This window comes from Paenalicyclobacillus ferrooxydans (assembly GCF_001399675.1).
Lineage (GTDB): Bacteria > Bacillota > Bacilli > Alicyclobacillales > Alicyclobacillaceae > Alicyclobacillus_B > Alicyclobacillus_B ferrooxydans.
Genome location: NZ_LJCO01000076.1, coordinates 1 through 18,497, shown reverse-complemented (window position 1 = coordinate 18,497; position 18,497 = coordinate 1). Strand labels below are relative to the sequence as shown.

Genomic DNA, 18,497 nt, shown 5'->3' with positions numbered 1-18,497 from the left:
ACCGAGATGGCAGTCGTGTACGGTCTTGGGGACATCGTGACGCTCAAAAAGCCGCATGCATGTGGTGAAAATCGTTGGTGTATCATCCGTATGGGCATGGATATTCGAGTCAAGTGTACGAAGTGCGACCACAGCGTCCTGATACCGCGCCAGAGGTTTGACCGCGTGATTCGAAAGGTTCTGGTTCAAGGCGAGCGTCAGGAGGGCACCCATGACGGAAATTAAGACAGCATGTCCACTCGACTGTTGGGATGCCTGCAGCATGATAGCTGTGGTGAAAGACAACAAAATCGTCAGTCTGCGTGGTGATGAAACGCATCCTGTGACAAAAGGCACCATCTGCAGCAGAGGTCGAAGAATTCTTGACCGTACGTACTCGCCTGACCGGATTTTGACCCCGAAAAAAAAGGTGAAGGGTGTTTGGTGTGATATCACCTGGGATGACGCCCTAACCGAGATCGCGGAGAAAATTCAACACGCACTCGACGCTCACGGGCACCACTCTATCTTTCATAATTACGACTGGGGTTCCGGGACCATCTTGAAAAGTCTCAATCAACGGTTTTTCTATCAACTGGGCGGTTGTACCGAAACCGTTGGGAGTCTCTGTTGGGATGCGGGCCTGATGGCGCAAACCTATGATTTTGGCCAGGCCAGGAGCCACCATCCATCCGATCTGAGACACGCTCGACGAATTGTCGTTTGGGGTAGAAACCTGCCTGTCACCAACATGCATATGGTTCCGTTTGTCCGCGAAGCGATGGAACAGGGTGCTGAGCTCATGGTCATCAATCCGTTGCCGACTGACCTTGACCGCAAAGCAAGTGTTCTCATTCGGCCGCGCCCGGGCACTGACGGTGCCTTAGCCCTTGGTGCACTGCGAATTTGCAGAGACAATGACTGGATTGACAAGACATTTATTGATCACAACTCTATCGGTTTTGCTGAGCTAAGCGCATATCTTGACTCTTTTACACTTGACTTTGTTAGTGCCGAGACCAATGTGCCTGTGCACCTCATTCAGGAACTGGCAACTTGGTACGGCAAGACCCAACCGTTATCTACGCTTCTTGGGCTTGGATTACAGCGTTATGCCGGCGGAGGCAATACAATCCGAGCTATCGACGCGTTAGCTGCGGCCACAGGGCAAATTGGTAAAAAGGGAGGCGGAGTGAATTACGCCAACCGAGAAATGACTCAATTCATTGATGAGGCAGCCTTGACAGGACGGGAAAATGCTGACGTTCGAGAATTCGAAAGAGGGACTCAAGCACTCTCTATCATAAACGCAGATCCCCCAATCGACCTGATGTTTGTAACACGCACCAATCCAGTATCGCAGGTACCGAATACAGAATCTTTACTGAAGGCGTACGCTGCCATACCGACTATCGTGGTGCTCGACACAATGATGACAGCGACTGCCGAGTTGGCTGACTACTTCTTACCTTGTACGACAGTATTTGAAGAAGAAGACATATCACTTTCCACCATGTGGCATCCTTACATCACGTTTGCGAACCGCGTCATAGACCCGGAAGGAGAGGCCAAAGCCGATCACGAGATATTCGCACTGTTGGCAGACCGTCTCGGATTTGGTGACGATATGCATAAACCGCTGGAGGAATGGTTTGAACGGGCGCTGCGTCCGCTTTCCAGACATAACCTTGGCATTAAAGATCTGCGCAACAATGGAACTCTACAGATCCCGCTTGCCGACGTGCCGTTTAACGATGGCGTCTTTGTCACACCATCCAAGAAGTTTGAGTTCGCCTCGAAGTTTGCCCAACGAGACGGTCTGTCACTGACGGCTTCATACGTGCAGCCAAAGGAATCGATGGCAGTTTCTAATTCGAAAGGTGCACAATATCCCTATGCGCTTTTAACAATTCACCCAAGAACCTCTGAGAACTCACAACACCGTCATTGGCCGCAACTGCCGAACCGACCCACAGCCGAAATATCTGAAGTCATTGCTGCGGAAACAGGGCTATCGACCGGTGCCGATGCACGACTACAAACCCCGTATGGTGAATTGCGAGTCTATATCAAAGTGATTGAGGATGGGCACCCTTATACCGTGAAATTGGAGTCGGGTTGGTGGAACGGAGGAATGACTATCAATCAACTGACACCTGTACGTTCCGCAGACTTTGGGTCCCAAACTGCGCAGTACGACGTTTCTTGCAACCTTGTCTTGGAGGCATAAAAAATGGGGTCCCTGACCGGGACCCCATGTCGCCGAGTGCGGCGACTACGTAAAAGGTGTGAGATACGCGGCAGCTGCACACGCACTGCAGCACCTGTCGACAGTCGCAATACGGCGTGTCAGCAAGAGCTATGCGCAGAGCATCGTGCTCCGGCGGTTCCTTGTGGAGGGCAGTACTTCGACCGCAAGGGCTTTCGTCGGCAGCTTCCGCACGCGAAGTTTACGCATGAGTCGCCTGAGCATGACGATTCACCTCCTCGGCATCTTTATTTTGCCACTATTTCCGTCTTTCATCCATGGCACAATAGTCCCGGGAGCCCTGAAGCAAACATAAAGTGAATGAATCCTTGTTGACCACTGGAACCAAACTACATCGCGGAGAGAGACTAGTCCAAATTGACTTTCTCTATTACGATATGGACAAATCGCAACGCTTATTACGATATGGTATACTTTATCACTTGACATGATTGTTCCGCTACTGATTCCGCCCTATACTGTCTCCATTGGGCCATAGCGGAGGAAAAAAGAGGTGCAAGCATGCCACTGCAGGCAGGTATCGTCGGACTCCCCAATGTGGGAAAATCAACTTTGTTTAATGCCATCACAAAGGCAGGCGCTGAAGCGGCCAACTACCCTTTTTGTACCATTGATCCGAACGTGGGCGTGGTCGAAGTTCCCGACCCGCGGTTAGTTAAACTCGCTGAGATTGTGCATCCCAAGAAAATTGTGCCAACCGCGTTCGAATTTGTTGATATCGCTGGACTTGTTGCCGGAGCAAGCCGAGGTGAAGGTCTTGGCAACAAGTTTCTCGGGCACATCCGTGAAGTAGACGCCATTGTTCATGTAGTTCGCTGTTTTGAGAACCCGGATGTCACCCACGTCAGTGGATCGGTCGATCCACTTCGTGACATCGAAGTCATTGAACTCGAGTTGATTTTAGCCGACCTCGAGTCCGTTCAACGCAGGCTGGACAGAACCCGCAAGAACCTCAAGTCCGGTGACAAGAAGTATGCCGTTGAGGTTGCCGCCCTGGAGCGTATTGAGGCGACGCTCGGTGACGGCAAGCCAGCTCGTATTGTTGACCTCAGTGATGATGAGAAAGTGTTGTTACGAGACCTCCATTTGCTCAGTAACAAACCGGTACTGTACGCAGCGAACGTTGCTGAGGACGAGGCGGCAAATGAAGATGGTAATGATTTCGTAAAAAAGGTCCGCGAGCGCGCCGCGTCCGAAGGCGCGGAGGTGGTTGTCGTCAGCGCACAACTAGAGTCTGAAATCGCAGAGCTAGAAGGGGAAGACAAGGCGGTGTTTTTAGAGGAACTCGGATTGGTTGAATCGGGGCTCGACCGGCTCATCCGTGCGGCTTATGACCTTCTGGGGCTCAGGACCTATTTCACCGCTGGAGAACCTGAAGTCCGTGCATGGACCATTCGAACTGGAACGAAGGCTCCGCAAGCCGCTGGAGTCATCCACACCGACTTCGAAAAGGGGTTCATTCGAGCTGAAGTGGTTGCCTACGCAGATTTGATTGGGACAGGCTCCTATAATGCTGCCAGAGAAGCCGGGAAAGTCCGTCTTGAGGGCAAAGACTACGTTGTGCAAGATGGTGACGTCATGCATTTTCGCTTCAACGTCTAAGCAATTGTCGATTGGTTTCAAAGTTTTGATTGTGAAGCAAGGTCATACGTGTTAATATGAGTACTTGGCACGTTGATTCTTGACGAGCCCATCCTTGCTCTGTCTTTGGGACAGGGCCATAGTCCAGAAGGAGGTGACGCGTGATGCACCAATACGAAACGATGTATATTCTGAAGTCCGATCTGGAAGCAGAACAGACATCCACGTTGGTGTCCAAGTATCAAAATCTCGTCACTGAGCACGGTGGTGAAATCTCCAAGCTTGAGGAGATGGGGAAACGACGTCTCGCCTATGAGATCAATCATAGTCGCGATGGATACTACGTGCTCATGGAGTACTCAGCTGACACAGACTTTACTCGCGAGCTTGAGCGCCAGATGAGAATCGACGACAGCGTAATTCGTTTTCTTACTGTGCGTGTAGGCGAATAAATCTCGTGGAGGGGTTTGCATGCTGAACCGGGTGGTACTCATTGGTCGATTAACCCAGGATCCTGAACTTCGTTACACCAACTCAGGTACGGCTGTTGCATCGTTTACGCTTGCTGTAGACAGAATGCGCAACAACCAGTCCGGTGAACGAGAAACCGATTTTATCAATATCGTCGTGTGGCAGAAACAGGCGGAGCTTTGTGCACAGTATTTGCACAAAGGCAGGCTTGCGGCCGTCGACGGCAGACTGCAGATTCGCAGCTACGAGAATCGGGAAGGTCAGAAAGTCAGGGTTGCAGAAGTTGTTGCAGAAACTGTGAGGTTCCTTGATCGGGGAGATAATGCTTCAATGAACAGTTCCTCCGGTTATAGTCAGGCTCCTTCGCAGAATCAAAACATGTCTCGACCAGCACCTGAGCCGAAGCGCACACCTCGGTTTGACGATGATCCGTTCGCAGACGACAGTCAGCCCATCGATATTTCCGATGATGACTTGCCGTTTTAAGACAAGCGATGAAAAAAGTGTTCGGCAAAGACTACGACGAGGAGTGATGAAGGATGCCGCGGAAAGGTCGTGGCGGGAAGCGTCGTAAGGTCTGCCAGTTCTGCGTAGACAGAATTAAACAGGCTGATTATAAAGACGTGAATCGCCTGAACAAGTTCTTGACAGAACGGGGCAAGATTTTACCACGACGCATTACCGGAAACTGCGCGCGCCATCAGCGCCAGGTTACATTGGCTATCAAGCGTTCGCGCCAGATTGCGCTTATGCCTTATACTACAGAGTAAGATCGGGAGCGAGGGACAATGATCCCTCGCTTCTTCTCATATGGACCCGAGCAGGATAATCCCTCACAAACGTGGAAATAACGGATGAGCTATACCGAGCTTTCGGATGCCGGACTCACCTTGCAGATTGCAAGGCAGCGTTCGTCGGCACGGGGAGGGTGTCACGGTGCCGCCAATGGATAATCACGTACAGATTGCGCGTAAGATCCGTAGTGTGGAAAGTGTTAAGATCCAGATGATGCAACAATTGACGGATGTATTCCGGAGTATTCAGTCCGGGAACGATCGAGACATGGCGGAGTCCATCGGCGGTCTAGTAGGCCTTGCCTATTACCTCGGCAGACAACTTGGCCTTGACCTGGCCACTGTCGACGTGCAGGCGCAGAATGCATGGATTAGCTCGTTACGGGGTCAAGAAGTCGATCCGGCAGATATCGAATTCGTTCAGGAGTACCTCCGCTCTCTGAGGTGATGCCATGAACCAGCCGCGCTTACGCGGACAGAAAGTCCCCATTGCGGTAGGACTATTCGCAGTGTTGGCTGCAGCAGCTGCCTTCACGCCGCTGACGGGACTGGTCATTTGGTTAATGCCAGTTCCCTTTATCGTACTGACTGTTCACCAATCCCGGTTCCTCCCTGTCGTACTTGCAGTCATTACGGCACTTGTGCTGGTTTTCGCGGGTGCAGGGATTGGAACCATTGTCTTCGCGCTCGGTATATACATGGCTGGGTGGGTCATGGGTGAGGCCATGACCCATGCAAAGAATGCCTACCCGGCTTTGATCGCAGGGACGCTTGTTTTCATCATGATGGGTCTTGTCGGACTGGCCTTTCTCTACTGGAGCGGTGTGCATCTGCAGGCGGAACTGCAGCAGCAGAGCGCTCTGTCACTGCAGATGTACCAGCCAATGTTACATTTGAGTCCGGCGCAGATACAACAGATGAGCACGGATGCAGCAAACCGGATCGCAACCGCGATACCGGCCATCATTGTCATCCTGAGTCTCGTCGCGGCGGTGCTCAACTACGTTATAGCCCGAAGATTTGCCGGGGTCCCTGAAATCTCACAGCAGACTCTGCTGTCCACTTGGCGTCTTCCTCCATCGGCGATTTGGGTCTACGTTGTTGCGACACTCTGTGTTGCCGCAGGCGTAGGAAAAGATAGTTCGTACTGGTGGAGTGCTGTAAACAACGCATTTCTGTTAGCTGGTTTTTTCATTGCAATCCAAGGCATTGCACTGGTTTGGCGCCGCATCAACAGACTGCATTTGCGCTATCTGTGGCTGGTCGTTGTTGCAATAGCGGCACTGTTTCTCAACAGCCTGTTCGTACTGCTCGGATTACTCGATTCGATGTTGTCTGCCAGGCGCCTACGCTGACAAGCTTTAGTGACTGGTGCTCGATCCGGTAAATTCAATTTGCAAGGAGGTTTATCCATGAAGGTAATTCTTTTGGAAGATGTCAAAGGTCAAGGAAAGAAAGGCGAAGTCAAAAACGTATCTGAAGGATACGCCAGGAACTTTCTGTTTCCAAAGAATTTAGCTCAGGAAGCCACACCTGCTAACCTGCAACAACTTGAAAAACAGCATGAGGCGAAAGAGCGCAAACAAGAACAGGAATTAGCCCAGGCCCGTGAATTGGCAAAATCGCTCGAAGCGGAAAAGTTTGTGGTAAAGACCCACGCGGGAGATGGTGGTAAGCTGTTTGGTGCGATCACCACAAAGCATATTGGCGATGCCATGCATGCCAAGGGGTTTGATGTGGATAAACGAAAGATTGCTCTGACCGACCCCATTAAGTCACTCGGCGGACATCAGGTTCACGTCAAATTGCACCCAAAAGTGACCGCGACCATCTCGGTATTTGTTGAAGCTGAATAACAGCAAGTATCTGCTCTAAGAGGGTGTATCACATTGGCTCAGCCACGCGAACAATTCCAGACACTCGAGAATTTGAGCGGTCCTGAATCCATGTTTCGGCTGCCACCGCAGCATATTGAAGCCGAGCAAGCCGTCCTTGGCGCCATGCTGATTTCTCCAGATGCTGTAAGTGAAGCAATTGAGTTGCTCATGCCAGACGACTTTTATCGCAACTCTCACCAAATGATCTTCCAGGCGATGCATGAACTCTATGAGCAAGGCCAGCCTGTAGATGTGATTACTGTGACAGCCGCTCTGCAAGCTCATGAGGGTGCTCTGGACACCGTCGGCGGAGCCTCATACCTGGCTCAGCTGGCGGCTTCAATGCCGACAGCACTTCATGTCGTCAATTACTCCAACATTGTTAAAGAAAAGGCAGTTCTCCGTCGAATCATCTCAACTGCCACAGAGCTTGCTAATCAAGGTTATCAAGCTGAGGAGTCAACGACGGAAATCCTGGCTGAGGCTGAGCGGAAGATTCTATCTCTGACGCAGAATCAGCGTGTTCGCGACTTCACACATATTTCTGAAGTACTTGAGAATACGTTTGAGCGGATCGAACAGCTCTATGCAAGTGAAGGGAAGCTGACGGGAGTTCCAACGGGCTACAGTGAATTAGACAGGATGACCAGCGGCTTTCAACGGTCAGACCTGATTATCGTAGCAGCGCGCCCTTCTGTTGGTAAAACTGCTTTTGCGCTCAACATAGCCCAAAACGTGGCAGTCCGTGCGGGATTGCCAGTTGCGATATTTAGTCTCGAAATGTCAAAGGACCAGTTGGTCCAACGTATGTTGTGCGCCGAGGCATACATTGACGGACATAAGATGAGAAATGGCACCCTCGACGACGACGATTGGCCGAAGTTGTCAATGGGCGTTAGTGCGCTCAGCAACTCACCGATTTACATTGATGATGTCCCTGGAATTACAGTACCAGATATGCGAAGCAAACTCCGACGGCTGAAGTCTGAGGTAGGACTGGGGTTCGTTGTAATTGACTATCTTCAGCTGATTCATGGTCGAAAAAACTCTGGTGAAAATCGACAACAGGAGATTTCGGAGATTTCGCGTTCATTGAAACAACTGGCACGTGAACTGGAGGTGCCAGTTGTTGCACTGGCTCAGCTCAGCCGCTCGGTGGAACAACGGCAGGACAAGCGTCCGATGCTGTCTGACATTCGTGAATCAGGGAGTATCGAACAAGATGCGGATATCGTCGCCTTTTTATATCGAGATGATTATTACGATCCTGAGTCAGAACGCAAAAACATCATTGAAATCATCATTGCCAAGCAGAGAAACGGTCCAACTGGTAAAGTGGATCTGGTTTTTCTGAAGAACTTCAACAAGTTTGTGAACCTGGATCCCGTTCATAAAGAGACCGAGTGATGCCGCATGACAGATGACTTCCCCAGGCAAAACCAGCCAAACGATTTTCAACCGACGGAGCAAACTGCTAACGATATCCCGCTCTACCAGAGTCGGCGTCAATATCAAGAGTCCCTTAGACGCCGACAGAAACGCCGTCAAGCGCGGATGCGTCGTCTCCGTGCACTCATGGGAGTCCGATTTTGGACCCGGGCAGCCATAACAATTGGAATTGGCATTTGTCTTGTATTTTGGGCTAAATTCGCCTTCGTGTACGACATCCCGACAAACTTTCAAGCGTCGGGGTTGTCAAATCTCTCGGCATACGTAACTTTAAAACCTTGGTGGTTTGGTCCACCAGCTTTTGATTTGCTTCAAACGGAAACGTCAAACCTCCAACCTTATTTGAGTCCTGACGAATCCTTGTTGCAAGGTCTTGGGAGATATTCAGCGGTGGTAACCCATCCAGATTTTATTTGGGTCATGAAGCGCTAATTCAGGCTGACTGGGACGGGTACGGCTCATCAAGTGAACCCATTCCCGTCCTGAATGATCTGAACAACGCGTTCAACCAAGTTATCGTCGCAGATGACGGTGAGGATGTAGTTGTACGCAGGGCCCTCATCAGAATGGTCAGCCATACCGCTCGCTGCGGGGTCTGCAGCCAGCATGATACCCGAGTCTTTCGAAGAGGGTTGTTCGTTCAGTGTGACACTGGCAAGACTGCCAATCTTTCCGGACACAAGGAAAGACTCTCGCAATGGGGCGTGAGGCGCAAATTTATGTCTTTGGTCCACCTGAGCTGTGTCTACACGAAGTTTCTGAACTGCCTGTCGTACGGCTTCGGCTTCTTCTTGAGTCATGAATGAGGCCAGCACTGTTCGCTCCGACATCATGAACCCGCCTCCCTTTCGCAATAGTGTTTTCCAAACATATAAGAGTCATCCATCGAATGTTGATTGAACTGGGACAGGGAGGTACAATCGTGCATCGAATTTTGGTCGTCGAAGACGAAGCTCCAATCGCAGACATCTTGAAGTTCGCTTTAGAACACGAGGGGTATGAAGCCATCATTGCTGAAGATGGAAATCAGGCGCTCATTTCGTTTGCGGAACACGAGCCGAACCTCGTCCTCCTTGATGTCATGCTTCCAGAATTGGACGGATTCGCTGTTTGTCGTGAAATTCGCAGAACCAGTGCTGTGCCCATTATTATGCTGACTGCTCGGGAATCTGAAGTTGACAAGGTACTCGGACTCGAAATGGGAGCAGATGATTACGTGACAAAACCATTCAGTACGAGGGAACTGCTTGCAAGAATTCGGGCGAACCTCCGGCGGATCGAATTTCAGGAAGAAGACCGCCCAGCAGATGAGCGTGAACGTTACACCATTCACGGTTTGACGATCGACTACAACAATTACACCGTTACGAAAAACGGCGCAGTTATACCACTCACCCATCGAGAGTTTGAGTTATTGTCATATATGTCTTCGCGGCCTGGCGTCGTCTTCACTCGGGAACAGTTGTTGCTTCAGGTGTGGGGCAGTACCTACGAAGGCGATGAACGGACAGTCGATGTTACTATCCGCCGCCTTCGTGAAAAGTGTGAGGATGACCCGAGTAATCCGAGTTTCGTGTTAACGAAACGCGGGGTAGGTTATTTCGTCCGGAGGTAGACGCATGTGGCGCAGTATTCGAATTCGATTGGTCGCAATTCAGGTTCTACTGTTGCTATTTGCCCTCGAACTGATTGGGGGGTATTTTGTCAGTGCACTGAACCAGTCCTTGTTGCGTACGGAAACGGATACCGTTTCACGCCAGACACAGCTGATTGCCACATTGACTCTGCCCGAAATCGTCACAAAGCAAGGAACCTCGAGTTTTCCTTCAACCCAGGGCAGCACAGGTGGAACCACCGGAGCAAACACTTCCTCCACTGCGCAGCCGCTTCTGCAATCGTTTCCCCAGCTCATCAACGGCGTGGCTTACGTTTTGAACAAAGATGGTGTAGTTAAAGATACTTCCGCAGGGAGCGCATTGATTGGTCAAAAGCGGATCGACTCCCTGGCTACAGAGACCCTCATCAGCCATAAGAAGGCTGTTGCAGTCCATTACGACACCCTGACAGGCCAACACCTGCTGTCTGTCGTTGTTCCTGTGTTCAGTCAGGGACACTTCGTGGGACTTGTAGAATCCGTCGTGTCTGTTCAGAGTACGTATGCTACGATGCGCGAAGTCACAACCATCTTTTATACCGGAAGCGGATTGGTACTGGCCTTAACTGCAGTACTCAGTGTGTTGTTGTCCCGTGCAATTGCAAGGCCTGTACTGGACGTGACAAAGCAGGCTCGAAAGCTCGCTGCCGGCGATTTCAGCGAACGCGTCACGGTTCACAGCGACGATGAGTTTGGTGCCTTAGGAACAGCCATCAACGACTTGACAGACAAACTGCAGGCTGCGATTGCGGAAAGCCAACACGAACAAGGCCGTCTGCAAGCGGTTATTAAGTACATGGGCGATGGTGTCATTGCACTCGACAAGGAGCTTCACTACTTGTTCAGTAATGATGCGGCAATGCGTATGTTGCCTGGTGCATCTACCCCGGAGTTTGATCCTGCTCACCTCCTTGGCCTAGAGCGGATCGTTCAAGAAGAAAAGGGTGAATGGAATTTCGTTAAAAAACTCCAAGATAGTTTGTTCAATGTACACGTGACCAAGATTGGCACGAGGCAGGTTCAAGGTTACGTTGCACTCGTCCGAGACGTTACTGAACAAGAAAAGTTGCAGGCCGCACGACGTGATTTCGTAGCCAATGTATCTCACGAATTGAAGACACCGCTGACCAGCATGAAATCCTATATTGAAGTCTTACAGGAATATCCCGATACTGATGAAGAAACGCGTAAGCGCTTCCTGTCCGTCATTCAAAACGAAACGGAGAGAATGGTCAGGCTTACACAGGATCTCCTGCAATTGTCCGGTCTTGAGACCAGACAAGAACCGTTTCGTGCGGGACTGATTAACGTGTCAGAATGGCTTAGTACAGCCGTAAATAGGTTTAACCTATCTGCAAAGCAACAAGGGGTCACCCTTGTCTCAGAGCCGTATCCAACGGTTTCGCTGCGGGGAGACCGTGATATGCTCGACCGACTCGTTGATAACCTCATCAGCAATGCGCTCAAATACACTGCCCGCGAAGGGGTAGTCCGTATCACTGCGGCGGCAGAGTCAGATCAGCTTCTTGTTTCCGTACAGGATAGTGGTATCGGCATTCCTGCGGAGGACTTGCCCCATGTCTTTGAGAGATTTTATACAGTCGATAAAGCACGCACGAGGAAATTTGGCGGAACCGGCCTTGGCCTAGCCATTGCACGGGAAATCACTGAGCGGCATGGCGGCCGAATTGCCATTTTAAGTGAGCTTAATGAAGGCACGACTGTCACTGTCAGTTTGCCAACTGTGGAGGTGCGATAACTTGCGCGTCTGGCCAGTCATCAAAACAGGTGTGCTTGCGATCCTCGTTGGAACGAGTTTGGTGCTGACTGAAGAGCTCTGGGCTGGAGGATGGGGTGGTTCTGGAGAAATCAGTTATTCTGCAGAACCGAGTCTGCCTCATGCATCTGTGCCTGCTGAAGCAGACGTTACATCCCCATGTCAAATTGTCTTATCAAATGGGAATCCACAGGTCGCTGCAATCTTTATGCCTGGAACTGGGGACTACAAAGATTGGATAGGCCGTCTCGGAGCAGCACATATCTATAGTCTTCATACAGGACAAGTTCCAGTCAATTCATTTGTCCGATCCGTTGAGTTTGACTTCGGTGTCAATCTGAACTATGCCGATTTAATCCGTTGGGTCCCGGGCCTCCAACCATCAGTCTTACCGAAACAAGCACAGACAGTTTACCTGTACCAGACACAGTCTGGCGGTCCTGTGATGCTTGGACTTGTCTCTGACTCTGGCAGTTACATCGCTCAAACAGACCTTCAAGCTGCGCAGTTCGCGTCTTTGTTTCACCATGCCATCCTTCTTGACCCATGGGAGGTTTGGAACCGTCAGGTGGGCTCGTTTGTCCCGAAGACCAGTTTTGACATGTTCGATGTTACTATCGCATTAAACTCCAGATCCGTCGTACCACTCGTCCATTCCTTCTTCGTAAATCCGCAAGCCTTGACTAGCGTACCGGAGTCCCAGCATACCATTTTGTGGACCGACGGAAGTCGAGCCGTGTGGTGGGACCAAACGAAGCGGACCCTGACCTACGCAGATCCCAATATACCGGGTAGAACGGGCGTGAGTACAATGGGTGTCCCAGATATCCTGAGTTATATTGAGTCTCATGGAGGCGCTCAAACCAATTCACTGCTGTCTCAAAGCACTTCAGTTACAGGTACGAACATAGACTGGACGTTGCAACCGTACGTATACGGTTTTCCGCTTCTGAACTCCAGCCAGTCTATCCAGTTGGCAACCGTCGGCAGTCATATTGCCTCCTATCAGTCACCAGTGGATACTTGGTCTATCGAAGACCGATCGTTAGTCCACATCATTGACGCAGCACAATTGGGGCAAATCCTGCATCAACTCATGCCTTCAACTTCCACCAATGAGTTGTCAGTTCAACTGGGTTACGTCATGGAAAACATCGACAGCCATACCGGAGAGTTGATTCCTGCCTACGTGATAAGTCAAAGCGGAATGCAGTTGTGGGAAATTGACGCGGTAACCGGCAAGGTCTTAAAGGGGATGAAGGTCTCATGAAATGGGAGTTTGCAAAGACATGGCTGATTGTTGCATTCCTGTTTCTGGATTGTATCCTCGGTTGGCAGGTCTATACCCAGCGGCAGGCACAAGTGGCGTATGTGGAATCGTATTCAGACCTGCTTGCAAATACCAAGACGCTGTTGTCAGAACACGGGCTCAGTTTGGATACAACCGTGCCTCAAAGCCACACTCCAATGAGTGTACTCAAAGGTTCCTTTGCACAGCCATCTCTCAACCAACTGGTTGCGTCGTCCTTTCCTGGTGCAACTCAAGTACACATCGATACCACAGCAGGAGACGCGAAATTGCCTTCAGGAACAATCCAAATTACAGATTTGGGGTCATGGTCAGTCAACTACTCGGCACCCATCCTTAGAAACTATAAAACGCCAAATGACATACTCAAGATTGTCTGGAAGGGCAGTCAGTATGTTCCTGACAACGTAACTTCCGGCCAGGCAACGGACAAATCGGGTTTAAAGCAGTATAATTTTATACAAAAATATCAATCCTATCTGATCTTTGATGCATCCGTGGTTGTTGAGGCCAATTCGTCGAGCGTGGCATCATTCCAACAAACAGCCGTGACCAATCTTCAGACCGTAGGAAATGCCAAACCGACTATCAGTGCACTCGATGCACTCGACAGTCTAGCCAATTCCGTCGATCAAATGATGGCGAACCCAGGCGGACAGATTCTCAGTATTCAATTGGGATACGCACAGAAGGTTGCCGGTGACACCGCTCCAGACACTTCAAATCCATCCGCAAACTACTGGTTTCCTGTGTGGCGCATTGTGACGAAGGGAACAGTCTATTTTGTCAACGCATTCACTGGAGAGGTTAATGTGCCTCTGAAGTAACTACCTTTTGAAGTAACTGCCTTTTGAAGTAGATACATTTGCAAGTAAATTCCTTTTAACGTTTCTTTCGGGAAATTTGTATGAAGTACGTACGTCTATTAATCAAAATCTGTTGAAAAATCCGTTGCGAATTGTTTAAGCGGCTTTCGTCTCAGGAGGCGTTTATTTGCTAGAGTTCAGCGTATTGGCCAGTGGCAGTTCGGGAAATGCCCTCTACATAAAGTCACAAACCACGCAAATTCTTCTTGATGCCGGTATCAGCGGCAAACAACTGAGCGAGCGCATGGAAGCTTCTGCGGGGGCGAAGTTTGCAGAACTGGATGCTGTGTTTATCACCCACGAACATATCGATCACGTTCGCGGCCTCCGTCAGGTTCTCAAACATTCCAGTGCACGGCTTTACACCTCGGAAGGAACCTGGTCTCAAATTGAGTCTGATGCTCTCGCAGACCGCAGACCGCAGTTGTGGGTGAAAGCGGATCAATCTTTTGATGTCGGTGATATCCACATCACGCCTTTTGCCGTTTCTCATGATGCTGAGGAGCCCGTGGCCTACCGATTTGACACAGACAGCTCGAGTCTTTGTGTCTTAACGGATGTAGGTTACGTGAGTGACCACATTAAAGAGGTCATCAAGGGCTGTGGATGTTATGTTTGGGAAAGCAATCACGACGTCGAGATGCTGCGTGCCGGCCGCTATCCTTGGTCCGTAAAGCGGCGTATTCTCGGGGACAAAGGTCACCTGTCAAACCAGGATGCAGCCATCGCATTGACAGACATTCTTGACACTGAACAAGTTGAAGTCTATCTCGCTCACCTGAGTGAAGAAAACAATATGCCAGAGCTCGCCGAAATAACATTTCAATCCGTTCTTCGAGAAATCAATCCCAATTTCGAAGAACAGGTCCTCTTGCACAGGACGAGCCGACATCAGCATACAAACCTCCGTGCCGTGTAACTTCGCACCGTGTATAACACCGTCTACAAGACCCTAACGCTGCCGCAGATTACAAGTGGAACAGCCGTGAAACCGGCCCGTCAGGTACGTTGTCAACCCTACTCGACCGCATACACCCACCGTTTTCTGGTCACAATGAACTACGGAAACACAGGCCGAAAAGGTGGGTTTAAAATCAAATGGGATATTACAGCGACAACTCGTGGAAAGAATCGCAAAAAGACCGTGCCCGCAAGTCGCATGATGGGCGGCATCGCAAGCAGGAACTTCTGCGGTGGGCAGGTGTTGCCGCTGTCTCTGCTGTTATCGGATCGGCAACAACCTTCTCGTTGATTCCGTTTGCCAAGGCATCACATACGGTCGCTTCTCAAACTGCGACAGGAAACCTCTCTGCACTGACGGACAATACAACCCTCTCACCTGCATCCCGGACGAGCATACCCGCTGTCACAGATGGAATTACGCAGGTAGTCAAAGAGGTCAAACCCGCCGTGATGGGCGTCGTAAACTACGCAACTGTGACGGACTTTTTTTCCCAGACCTCAAAATTGCAACCTACCGGGGTGGGAACTGGCGTTCTGTTCTATAAGGATCGCACTCACGGTTATGCAGTGACGAACAATCATGTTGTGGAAGGGGCTTCAAAGGTGGAAGTCGTCCTCGCAACGGGAAAACACGTCCAGGCTCAAGTGGTGGGCACAGACCCTTATACTGATCTTGCTGTTCTCCGGGTGCCTCTAGCCGCTGTTCATAACGTGACGCCGATTACGTTTGCAAATTCCAACAACATTGAAACCGGGGAACCGGCGATTGCCATCGGTACGCCGCTCGGTTTGGATTTCGCGGATTCGGTTACAGCTGGCATTGTAAGCGCGAAGCAGCGGATCATGCCCGTCGAAGACCCACAATCCCAAAGCACTCTCGATTACCAAGCCGTTATTCAAACAGACGCGGCGATCAATCCGGGTAACAGCGGCGGACCGCTTGTGAATATCAACGGCGAAGTGATTGGTATTAACAGCAGCAAGATCGTTGCGCCGAATTTTGAAGGCATGGGATTTGCAATCCCGTCGAATGAAGTTAAAAACATTGCCGATCAGATTATGAAAGGTGGTCACGCACTTCACCCCGCACTCGGCATCACCGGTGAATCACTGGCCTCTATTCCTGAACAGTTCTGGCCCGATGTTCCTGTTGATTACGGAGTTTGGGTGAAGCTCGTTGTTTCCCCTGAAGCACAAAAGAGCGGAGTTCAGTCGCAGGACGTGATTGTCGCAATCGATAATCATCCTGTGAAAAATATGGCCGATTTGCGTACGTATCTGTTCCAGAAGAAACCTGGAGATGTGGTAGCATTGGACGTGTACCGCGGTGAACAGAAGCTGCAATTCAAAGTTCAACTGGGTGAGATGAAGTCTGTAAACACAACACGGATGAATGCCTCTGCAAACCCGGCCGATCCGGTGACACCCTTTGTCTCTGGCCAGTTTGACAACTGACGAGGGTTTGTGCGACGCGGTGCCAAATTCAAAGAACGGAACCTAAATTCATGCAGATTGTCATTCTCTCTGTTGGAAAACTAAAAGAGAAGTATTGGCGAGAGGCGTTTGCGGAATACGCAAAACGTCTCTCTGGTTATGTCCGTGTACAGGCAGAGGAAGTAGCCGACGAGCCTGCTCCGGACAATGCCTCTGTCGGCGAAATTGAGGCCATCTTGCGAGCTGAAGCGGATCGATTGGAGAGACATCTAAAACCAAGAGATGGCATCGTCGTATTGGACCGGCAAGGAAAGATGTACAGCTCTGAAGCGTGGAGCCAACAGTTTACGAAGCTCGAGTCCGAGAGCTACGGCCGCCTGGTATTTGTTCTTGGCGGATCATACGGGATCCATGACACCATTTTGCGCCAGGCGGCTGTGCGATGGAGCTTTGGTCCCCTGACTCTGCCTCATCAATTTGCCCGGATTGTCTTGCTAGAACAAATCTATCGAGGCATCCGCATTGCCAGAAATGAACCGTACCACAAATAACGGCAAGTTTGATGGCCACAAATGCCATATCGCCAAATCATTCAACGAGGAGTGAACGACCAGTGAATGTTTCAAGGCGATACGGGGCTACTCAATTAGGGCTATTTATCAGGACGTGGGACCGACTTATCGGATCTGACCCAGGACTGGCCCGTCTGCAAATGGGTATGAGAGCCGCTATCGCGGTTGGAAGCACCCTCGGTATTGAATTTGGTTTTGGCACGCTGATGCATGCTGCGGGTAAAGGTTTGATTGTGAGCATGCTGCTTGGCGCCATCGTATCGATGATGGGGAACATGGCGCTTAGTGTGACTACAGGTATATTGCCAAAGATTCGGACCGCGGCTGGATTTCCGGTTGCGATTGGAATTGGTATGTCCTTAGGGGCAAGTGTCAGCCACAACACTGATTTAATGCTCACCACATTTGTGGTCGTTATGTTCATCGCGGTAGCGATTCGGCAGTTCGGTGTACCATTCTTCTTCTACGGATTCATGGGGTGGATGGGTTACTTTTTCGCTTCCTTTTTGGGGGCCACGCTGTCCGTATTGCCGCCGCTCCTGCTCGCTGTCGTAGTTGCGGCGGCGTGGGTCACTATGTTGTCCACGACAATCCTGCGCACGAACCCGCAACGTTCATTGCGGCGCGCTTTGTGGGCCTACCGAGCCCGAGCCCGAGCATTTACGGGCGTTTGCGCAGAGTTGCTGCGGACACAGCCGGGGCAAGCACGCAATCGGCAATTGCGCCGACTAGGTGCGGCGCAAATCCAGCTGTCGGAGGCTGCACTCATCGTTGAAGGCTGGTCTGGGCAGGTCACGTCTCTGCCGTCGGGCCTATCCGGATTCGACGTACGCAGGTACTTGATTGATGCCGAGTACGCGCTCGGCCGACTCGGAGACAGCGCGGAGATGCTCCTGGAATTCGAACCGGAGGTCGTAGCAGCAGCGGCGAAAGTCGCGGAGTTTCTGTCAATGCGCGACGATGCTTCCGCGGCAAAGCAGGCGCATGAGGTCACTCAAATCGCCGAACGTATCAACCACGGGACAGATTCTCGTTCGATGCCGCATCATGATACAGGGAGCCGTGTCATATGGCGGTGTTTTGCAGCGGACCAGTTTGCGAGTGCGACATTGGAACTGGTAGGTCTCTCGCTCATGCCCGTGCTCAACAAAACAGATGGTCCGTTGCGCAGTGGCAACGAGGAGTTCGAGCCGGTTGTTGGACTGTTTATGGGTAACTTGCCCGGCTCTCCGGCCGTCGCGGGGGATGTCCCGGCAATGGGAACACGTTGGAATCCTTTGGCTCGGCTGTCGCTGCCGATGAGGCAGGCAATACAGGTGGGCGTGGCCGGGGGGCTGTCCATTTTGGCCGGGCGGGCTTTGTCTCCCGAACGGTACTCCCTCGTGGAATAAGGTTTTTCTCACGAATGCTCGCTCATTCGCAGGATTTCATTGTCCTGTTCAAGTAGGATTAAGAAGGAACGGTTAATTAGGCTAAACTCTAGGCGTTTGAGGGCATGTGGG

At 50.9% G+C, this 18,497-nt stretch carries 20 protein-coding genes; 19 read left to right on the top strand and 1 reads right to left on the bottom strand.

What is annotated here, in order from left to right:
- Window positions 1-6 precede the first annotated feature (6 nt).
- The 11 genes from AN477_RS17240 (at window position 7) to AN477_RS17190 (ending at window position 8,852) form a co-directional block, all read left to right on the top strand.
- Entirely contained in the window at window positions 7-225 is a 219-nt protein-coding gene (locus tag AN477_RS17240) for a DUF951 domain-containing protein (RefSeq protein WP_054970417.1), read from the top strand.
- Complete coding sequence (locus AN477_RS17235) at window positions 212-2,209, top strand: molybdopterin-dependent oxidoreductase (protein WP_054970416.1); 1,998 nt, start codon at window positions 212-214, stop codon at window positions 2,207-2,209. The genes AN477_RS17240 and AN477_RS17235 overlap by 14 nt, the downstream gene beginning before the upstream one ends.
- Before the next feature lie 540 nt (window positions 2,210-2,749).
- The gene (gene ychF / locus AN477_RS17230; RefSeq protein ID WP_054970415.1) at window positions 2,750-3,850 is read left to right on the top strand and encodes a redox-regulated ATPase YchF; all 1,101 of its coding nucleotides are present in this window, start codon (window positions 2,750-2,752) and stop codon (window positions 3,848-3,850) included.
- A 143-nt stretch (window positions 3,851-3,993) separates the two neighbouring features.
- Complete coding sequence (gene rpsF / locus AN477_RS17225; protein WP_054970414.1) at window positions 3,994-4,281, top strand: 30S ribosomal protein S6; 288 nt, start codon at window positions 3,994-3,996, stop codon at window positions 4,279-4,281.
- 19 nt (window positions 4,282-4,300) lie between these two features.
- On the top strand, window positions 4,301-4,786 hold the full coding sequence (locus AN477_RS17220; RefSeq protein ID WP_054970413.1) for a single-stranded DNA-binding protein: 486 nt from the start codon (window positions 4,301-4,303) through the stop codon (window positions 4,784-4,786).
- Between the two features lie 53 nt (window positions 4,787-4,839).
- The gene (rpsR, locus tag AN477_RS17215) at window positions 4,840-5,070 is read left to right on the top strand and encodes a 30S ribosomal protein S18 (RefSeq protein WP_054970412.1); all 231 of its coding nucleotides are present in this window, start codon (window positions 4,840-4,842) and stop codon (window positions 5,068-5,070) included.
- A 175-nt stretch (window positions 5,071-5,245) separates the two neighbouring features.
- Window positions 5,246-5,542 (top strand): MazG-like family protein, encoded by a 297-nt coding sequence (locus AN477_RS17210; protein ID WP_245631875.1) that lies wholly within the window; start codon window positions 5,246-5,248, stop codon window positions 5,540-5,542.
- Between the two features lie 4 nt (window positions 5,543-5,546).
- Complete coding sequence (locus tag AN477_RS17205) at window positions 5,547-6,449, top strand: DUF2232 domain-containing protein (protein ID WP_054970410.1); 903 nt, start codon at window positions 5,547-5,549, stop codon at window positions 6,447-6,449.
- 57 nt (window positions 6,450-6,506) lie between these two features.
- Window positions 6,507-6,950: a 50S ribosomal protein L9 gene (rplI, locus tag AN477_RS17200; RefSeq protein ID WP_054970409.1), complete on the top strand. Its 444-nt coding sequence runs from the start codon at window positions 6,507-6,509 to the stop codon at window positions 6,948-6,950.
- A 90-nt stretch (window positions 6,951-7,040) separates the two neighbouring features.
- The gene (dnaB, locus tag AN477_RS17195) at window positions 7,041-8,378 is read left to right on the top strand and encodes a replicative DNA helicase (protein WP_054970439.1); all 1,338 of its coding nucleotides are present in this window, start codon (window positions 7,041-7,043) and stop codon (window positions 8,376-8,378) included.
- A gap of 6 nt (window positions 8,379-8,384) precedes the next feature.
- Entirely contained in the window at window positions 8,385-8,852 is a 468-nt protein-coding gene (locus tag AN477_RS17190) for a hypothetical protein (protein ID WP_054970408.1), read from the top strand.
- Between the two features lie 29 nt (window positions 8,853-8,881).
- Here the strand turns inward: AN477_RS17190 and AN477_RS17185 are convergent, their stop codons facing one another.
- On the bottom strand, window positions 8,882-9,253 hold the full coding sequence (locus AN477_RS17185; protein ID WP_054970407.1) for a hypothetical protein: 372 nt from the start codon (window positions 9,251-9,253) through the stop codon (window positions 8,882-8,884).
- A gap of 86 nt (window positions 9,254-9,339) precedes the next feature.
- Between AN477_RS17185 and AN477_RS17180 the strand changes: the two genes are divergently transcribed.
- From AN477_RS17180 to AN477_RS17145, 8 genes are all read left to right on the top strand, one after another.
- The gene (locus AN477_RS17180; protein WP_281176381.1) at window positions 9,340-10,035 is read left to right on the top strand and encodes a response regulator; all 696 of its coding nucleotides are present in this window, start codon (window positions 9,340-9,342) and stop codon (window positions 10,033-10,035) included.
- 4 nt (window positions 10,036-10,039) lie between these two features.
- Window positions 10,040-11,833: a HAMP domain-containing sensor histidine kinase gene (locus AN477_RS17175; protein WP_054970406.1), complete on the top strand. Its 1,794-nt coding sequence runs from the start codon at window positions 10,040-10,042 to the stop codon at window positions 11,831-11,833.
- Window position 11,834: 1 nt separating this feature from the next.
- Window positions 11,835-13,121: a hypothetical protein gene (locus AN477_RS17170; RefSeq protein WP_054970405.1), complete on the top strand. Its 1,287-nt coding sequence runs from the start codon at window positions 11,835-11,837 to the stop codon at window positions 13,119-13,121.
- Window positions 13,118-13,987 carry a two-component system regulatory protein YycI gene (gene yycI / locus AN477_RS17165; RefSeq protein WP_054970404.1) on the top strand — a complete coding sequence of 290 codons (870 nt, stop codon included), beginning with the start codon at window positions 13,118-13,120 and terminating at the stop codon, window positions 13,985-13,987. Before AN477_RS17170 ends, yycI begins: the two co-directional genes overlap by 4 nt.
- A gap of 166 nt (window positions 13,988-14,153) precedes the next feature.
- Window positions 14,154-14,945, top strand: coding sequence for an MBL fold metallo-hydrolase (locus AN477_RS17160; protein WP_054970403.1), 792 nt, complete (start codon window positions 14,154-14,156; stop codon window positions 14,943-14,945).
- Window positions 14,946-15,124: 179 nt separating this feature from the next.
- Entirely contained in the window at window positions 15,125-16,444 is a 1,320-nt protein-coding gene (locus AN477_RS17155; RefSeq protein ID WP_083486394.1) for a S1C family serine protease, read from the top strand.
- Between the two features lie 50 nt (window positions 16,445-16,494).
- Window positions 16,495-16,974 carry a 23S rRNA (pseudouridine(1915)-N(3))-methyltransferase RlmH gene (gene rlmH / locus AN477_RS17150; RefSeq protein ID WP_054970402.1) on the top strand — a complete coding sequence of 160 codons (480 nt, stop codon included), beginning with the start codon at window positions 16,495-16,497 and terminating at the stop codon, window positions 16,972-16,974.
- A gap of 62 nt (window positions 16,975-17,036) precedes the next feature.
- Complete coding sequence (locus AN477_RS17145; RefSeq protein ID WP_054970401.1) at window positions 17,037-18,386, top strand: hypothetical protein; 1,350 nt, start codon at window positions 17,037-17,039, stop codon at window positions 18,384-18,386.
- Window positions 18,387-18,497 lie beyond the last annotated feature (111 nt).

Coding starts and splice junctions, on each gene's coding strand:
- AN477_RS17185 (WP_054970407.1), bottom strand. CDS start 9,253: ATGATGTCGGAGCGAACAGTGCTGGCCTCATTCATGACTCAAGAAGAA.
- ychF (WP_054970415.1), top strand. CDS start 2,750: ATGCCACTGCAGGCAGGTATCGTCGGACTCCCCAATGTGGGAAAATCA.
- AN477_RS17220 (WP_054970413.1), top strand. CDS start 4,301: ATGCTGAACCGGGTGGTACTCATTGGTCGATTAACCCAGGATCCTGAA.
- dnaB (WP_054970439.1), top strand. CDS start 7,041: ATGTTTCGGCTGCCACCGCAGCATATTGAAGCCGAGCAAGCCGTCCTT.
- rlmH (WP_054970402.1), top strand. CDS start 16,495: ATGCAGATTGTCATTCTCTCTGTTGGAAAACTAAAAGAGAAGTATTGG.
- AN477_RS17155 (WP_083486394.1), top strand. CDS start 15,125: ATGGGATATTACAGCGACAACTCGTGGAAAGAATCGCAAAAAGACCGT.
- AN477_RS17240 (WP_054970417.1), top strand. CDS start 7: ATGGCAGTCGTGTACGGTCTTGGGGACATCGTGACGCTCAAAAAGCCG.
- AN477_RS17175 (WP_054970406.1), top strand. CDS start 10,040: ATGTGGCGCAGTATTCGAATTCGATTGGTCGCAATTCAGGTTCTACTG.
- rpsR (WP_054970412.1), top strand. CDS start 4,840: ATGCCGCGGAAAGGTCGTGGCGGGAAGCGTCGTAAGGTCTGCCAGTTC.
- AN477_RS17210 (WP_245631875.1), top strand. CDS start 5,246: ATGGATAATCACGTACAGATTGCGCGTAAGATCCGTAGTGTGGAAAGT.
- AN477_RS17235 (WP_054970416.1), top strand. CDS start 212: ATGACGGAAATTAAGACAGCATGTCCACTCGACTGTTGGGATGCCTGC.
- rpsF (WP_054970414.1), top strand. CDS start 3,994: ATGCACCAATACGAAACGATGTATATTCTGAAGTCCGATCTGGAAGCA.
- yycI (WP_054970404.1), top strand. CDS start 13,118: ATGAAATGGGAGTTTGCAAAGACATGGCTGATTGTTGCATTCCTGTTT.
- AN477_RS17190 (WP_054970408.1), top strand. CDS start 8,385: ATGACAGATGACTTCCCCAGGCAAAACCAGCCAAACGATTTTCAACCG.
- AN477_RS17205 (WP_054970410.1), top strand. CDS start 5,547: ATGAACCAGCCGCGCTTACGCGGACAGAAAGTCCCCATTGCGGTAGGA.
- rplI (WP_054970409.1), top strand. CDS start 6,507: ATGAAGGTAATTCTTTTGGAAGATGTCAAAGGTCAAGGAAAGAAAGGC.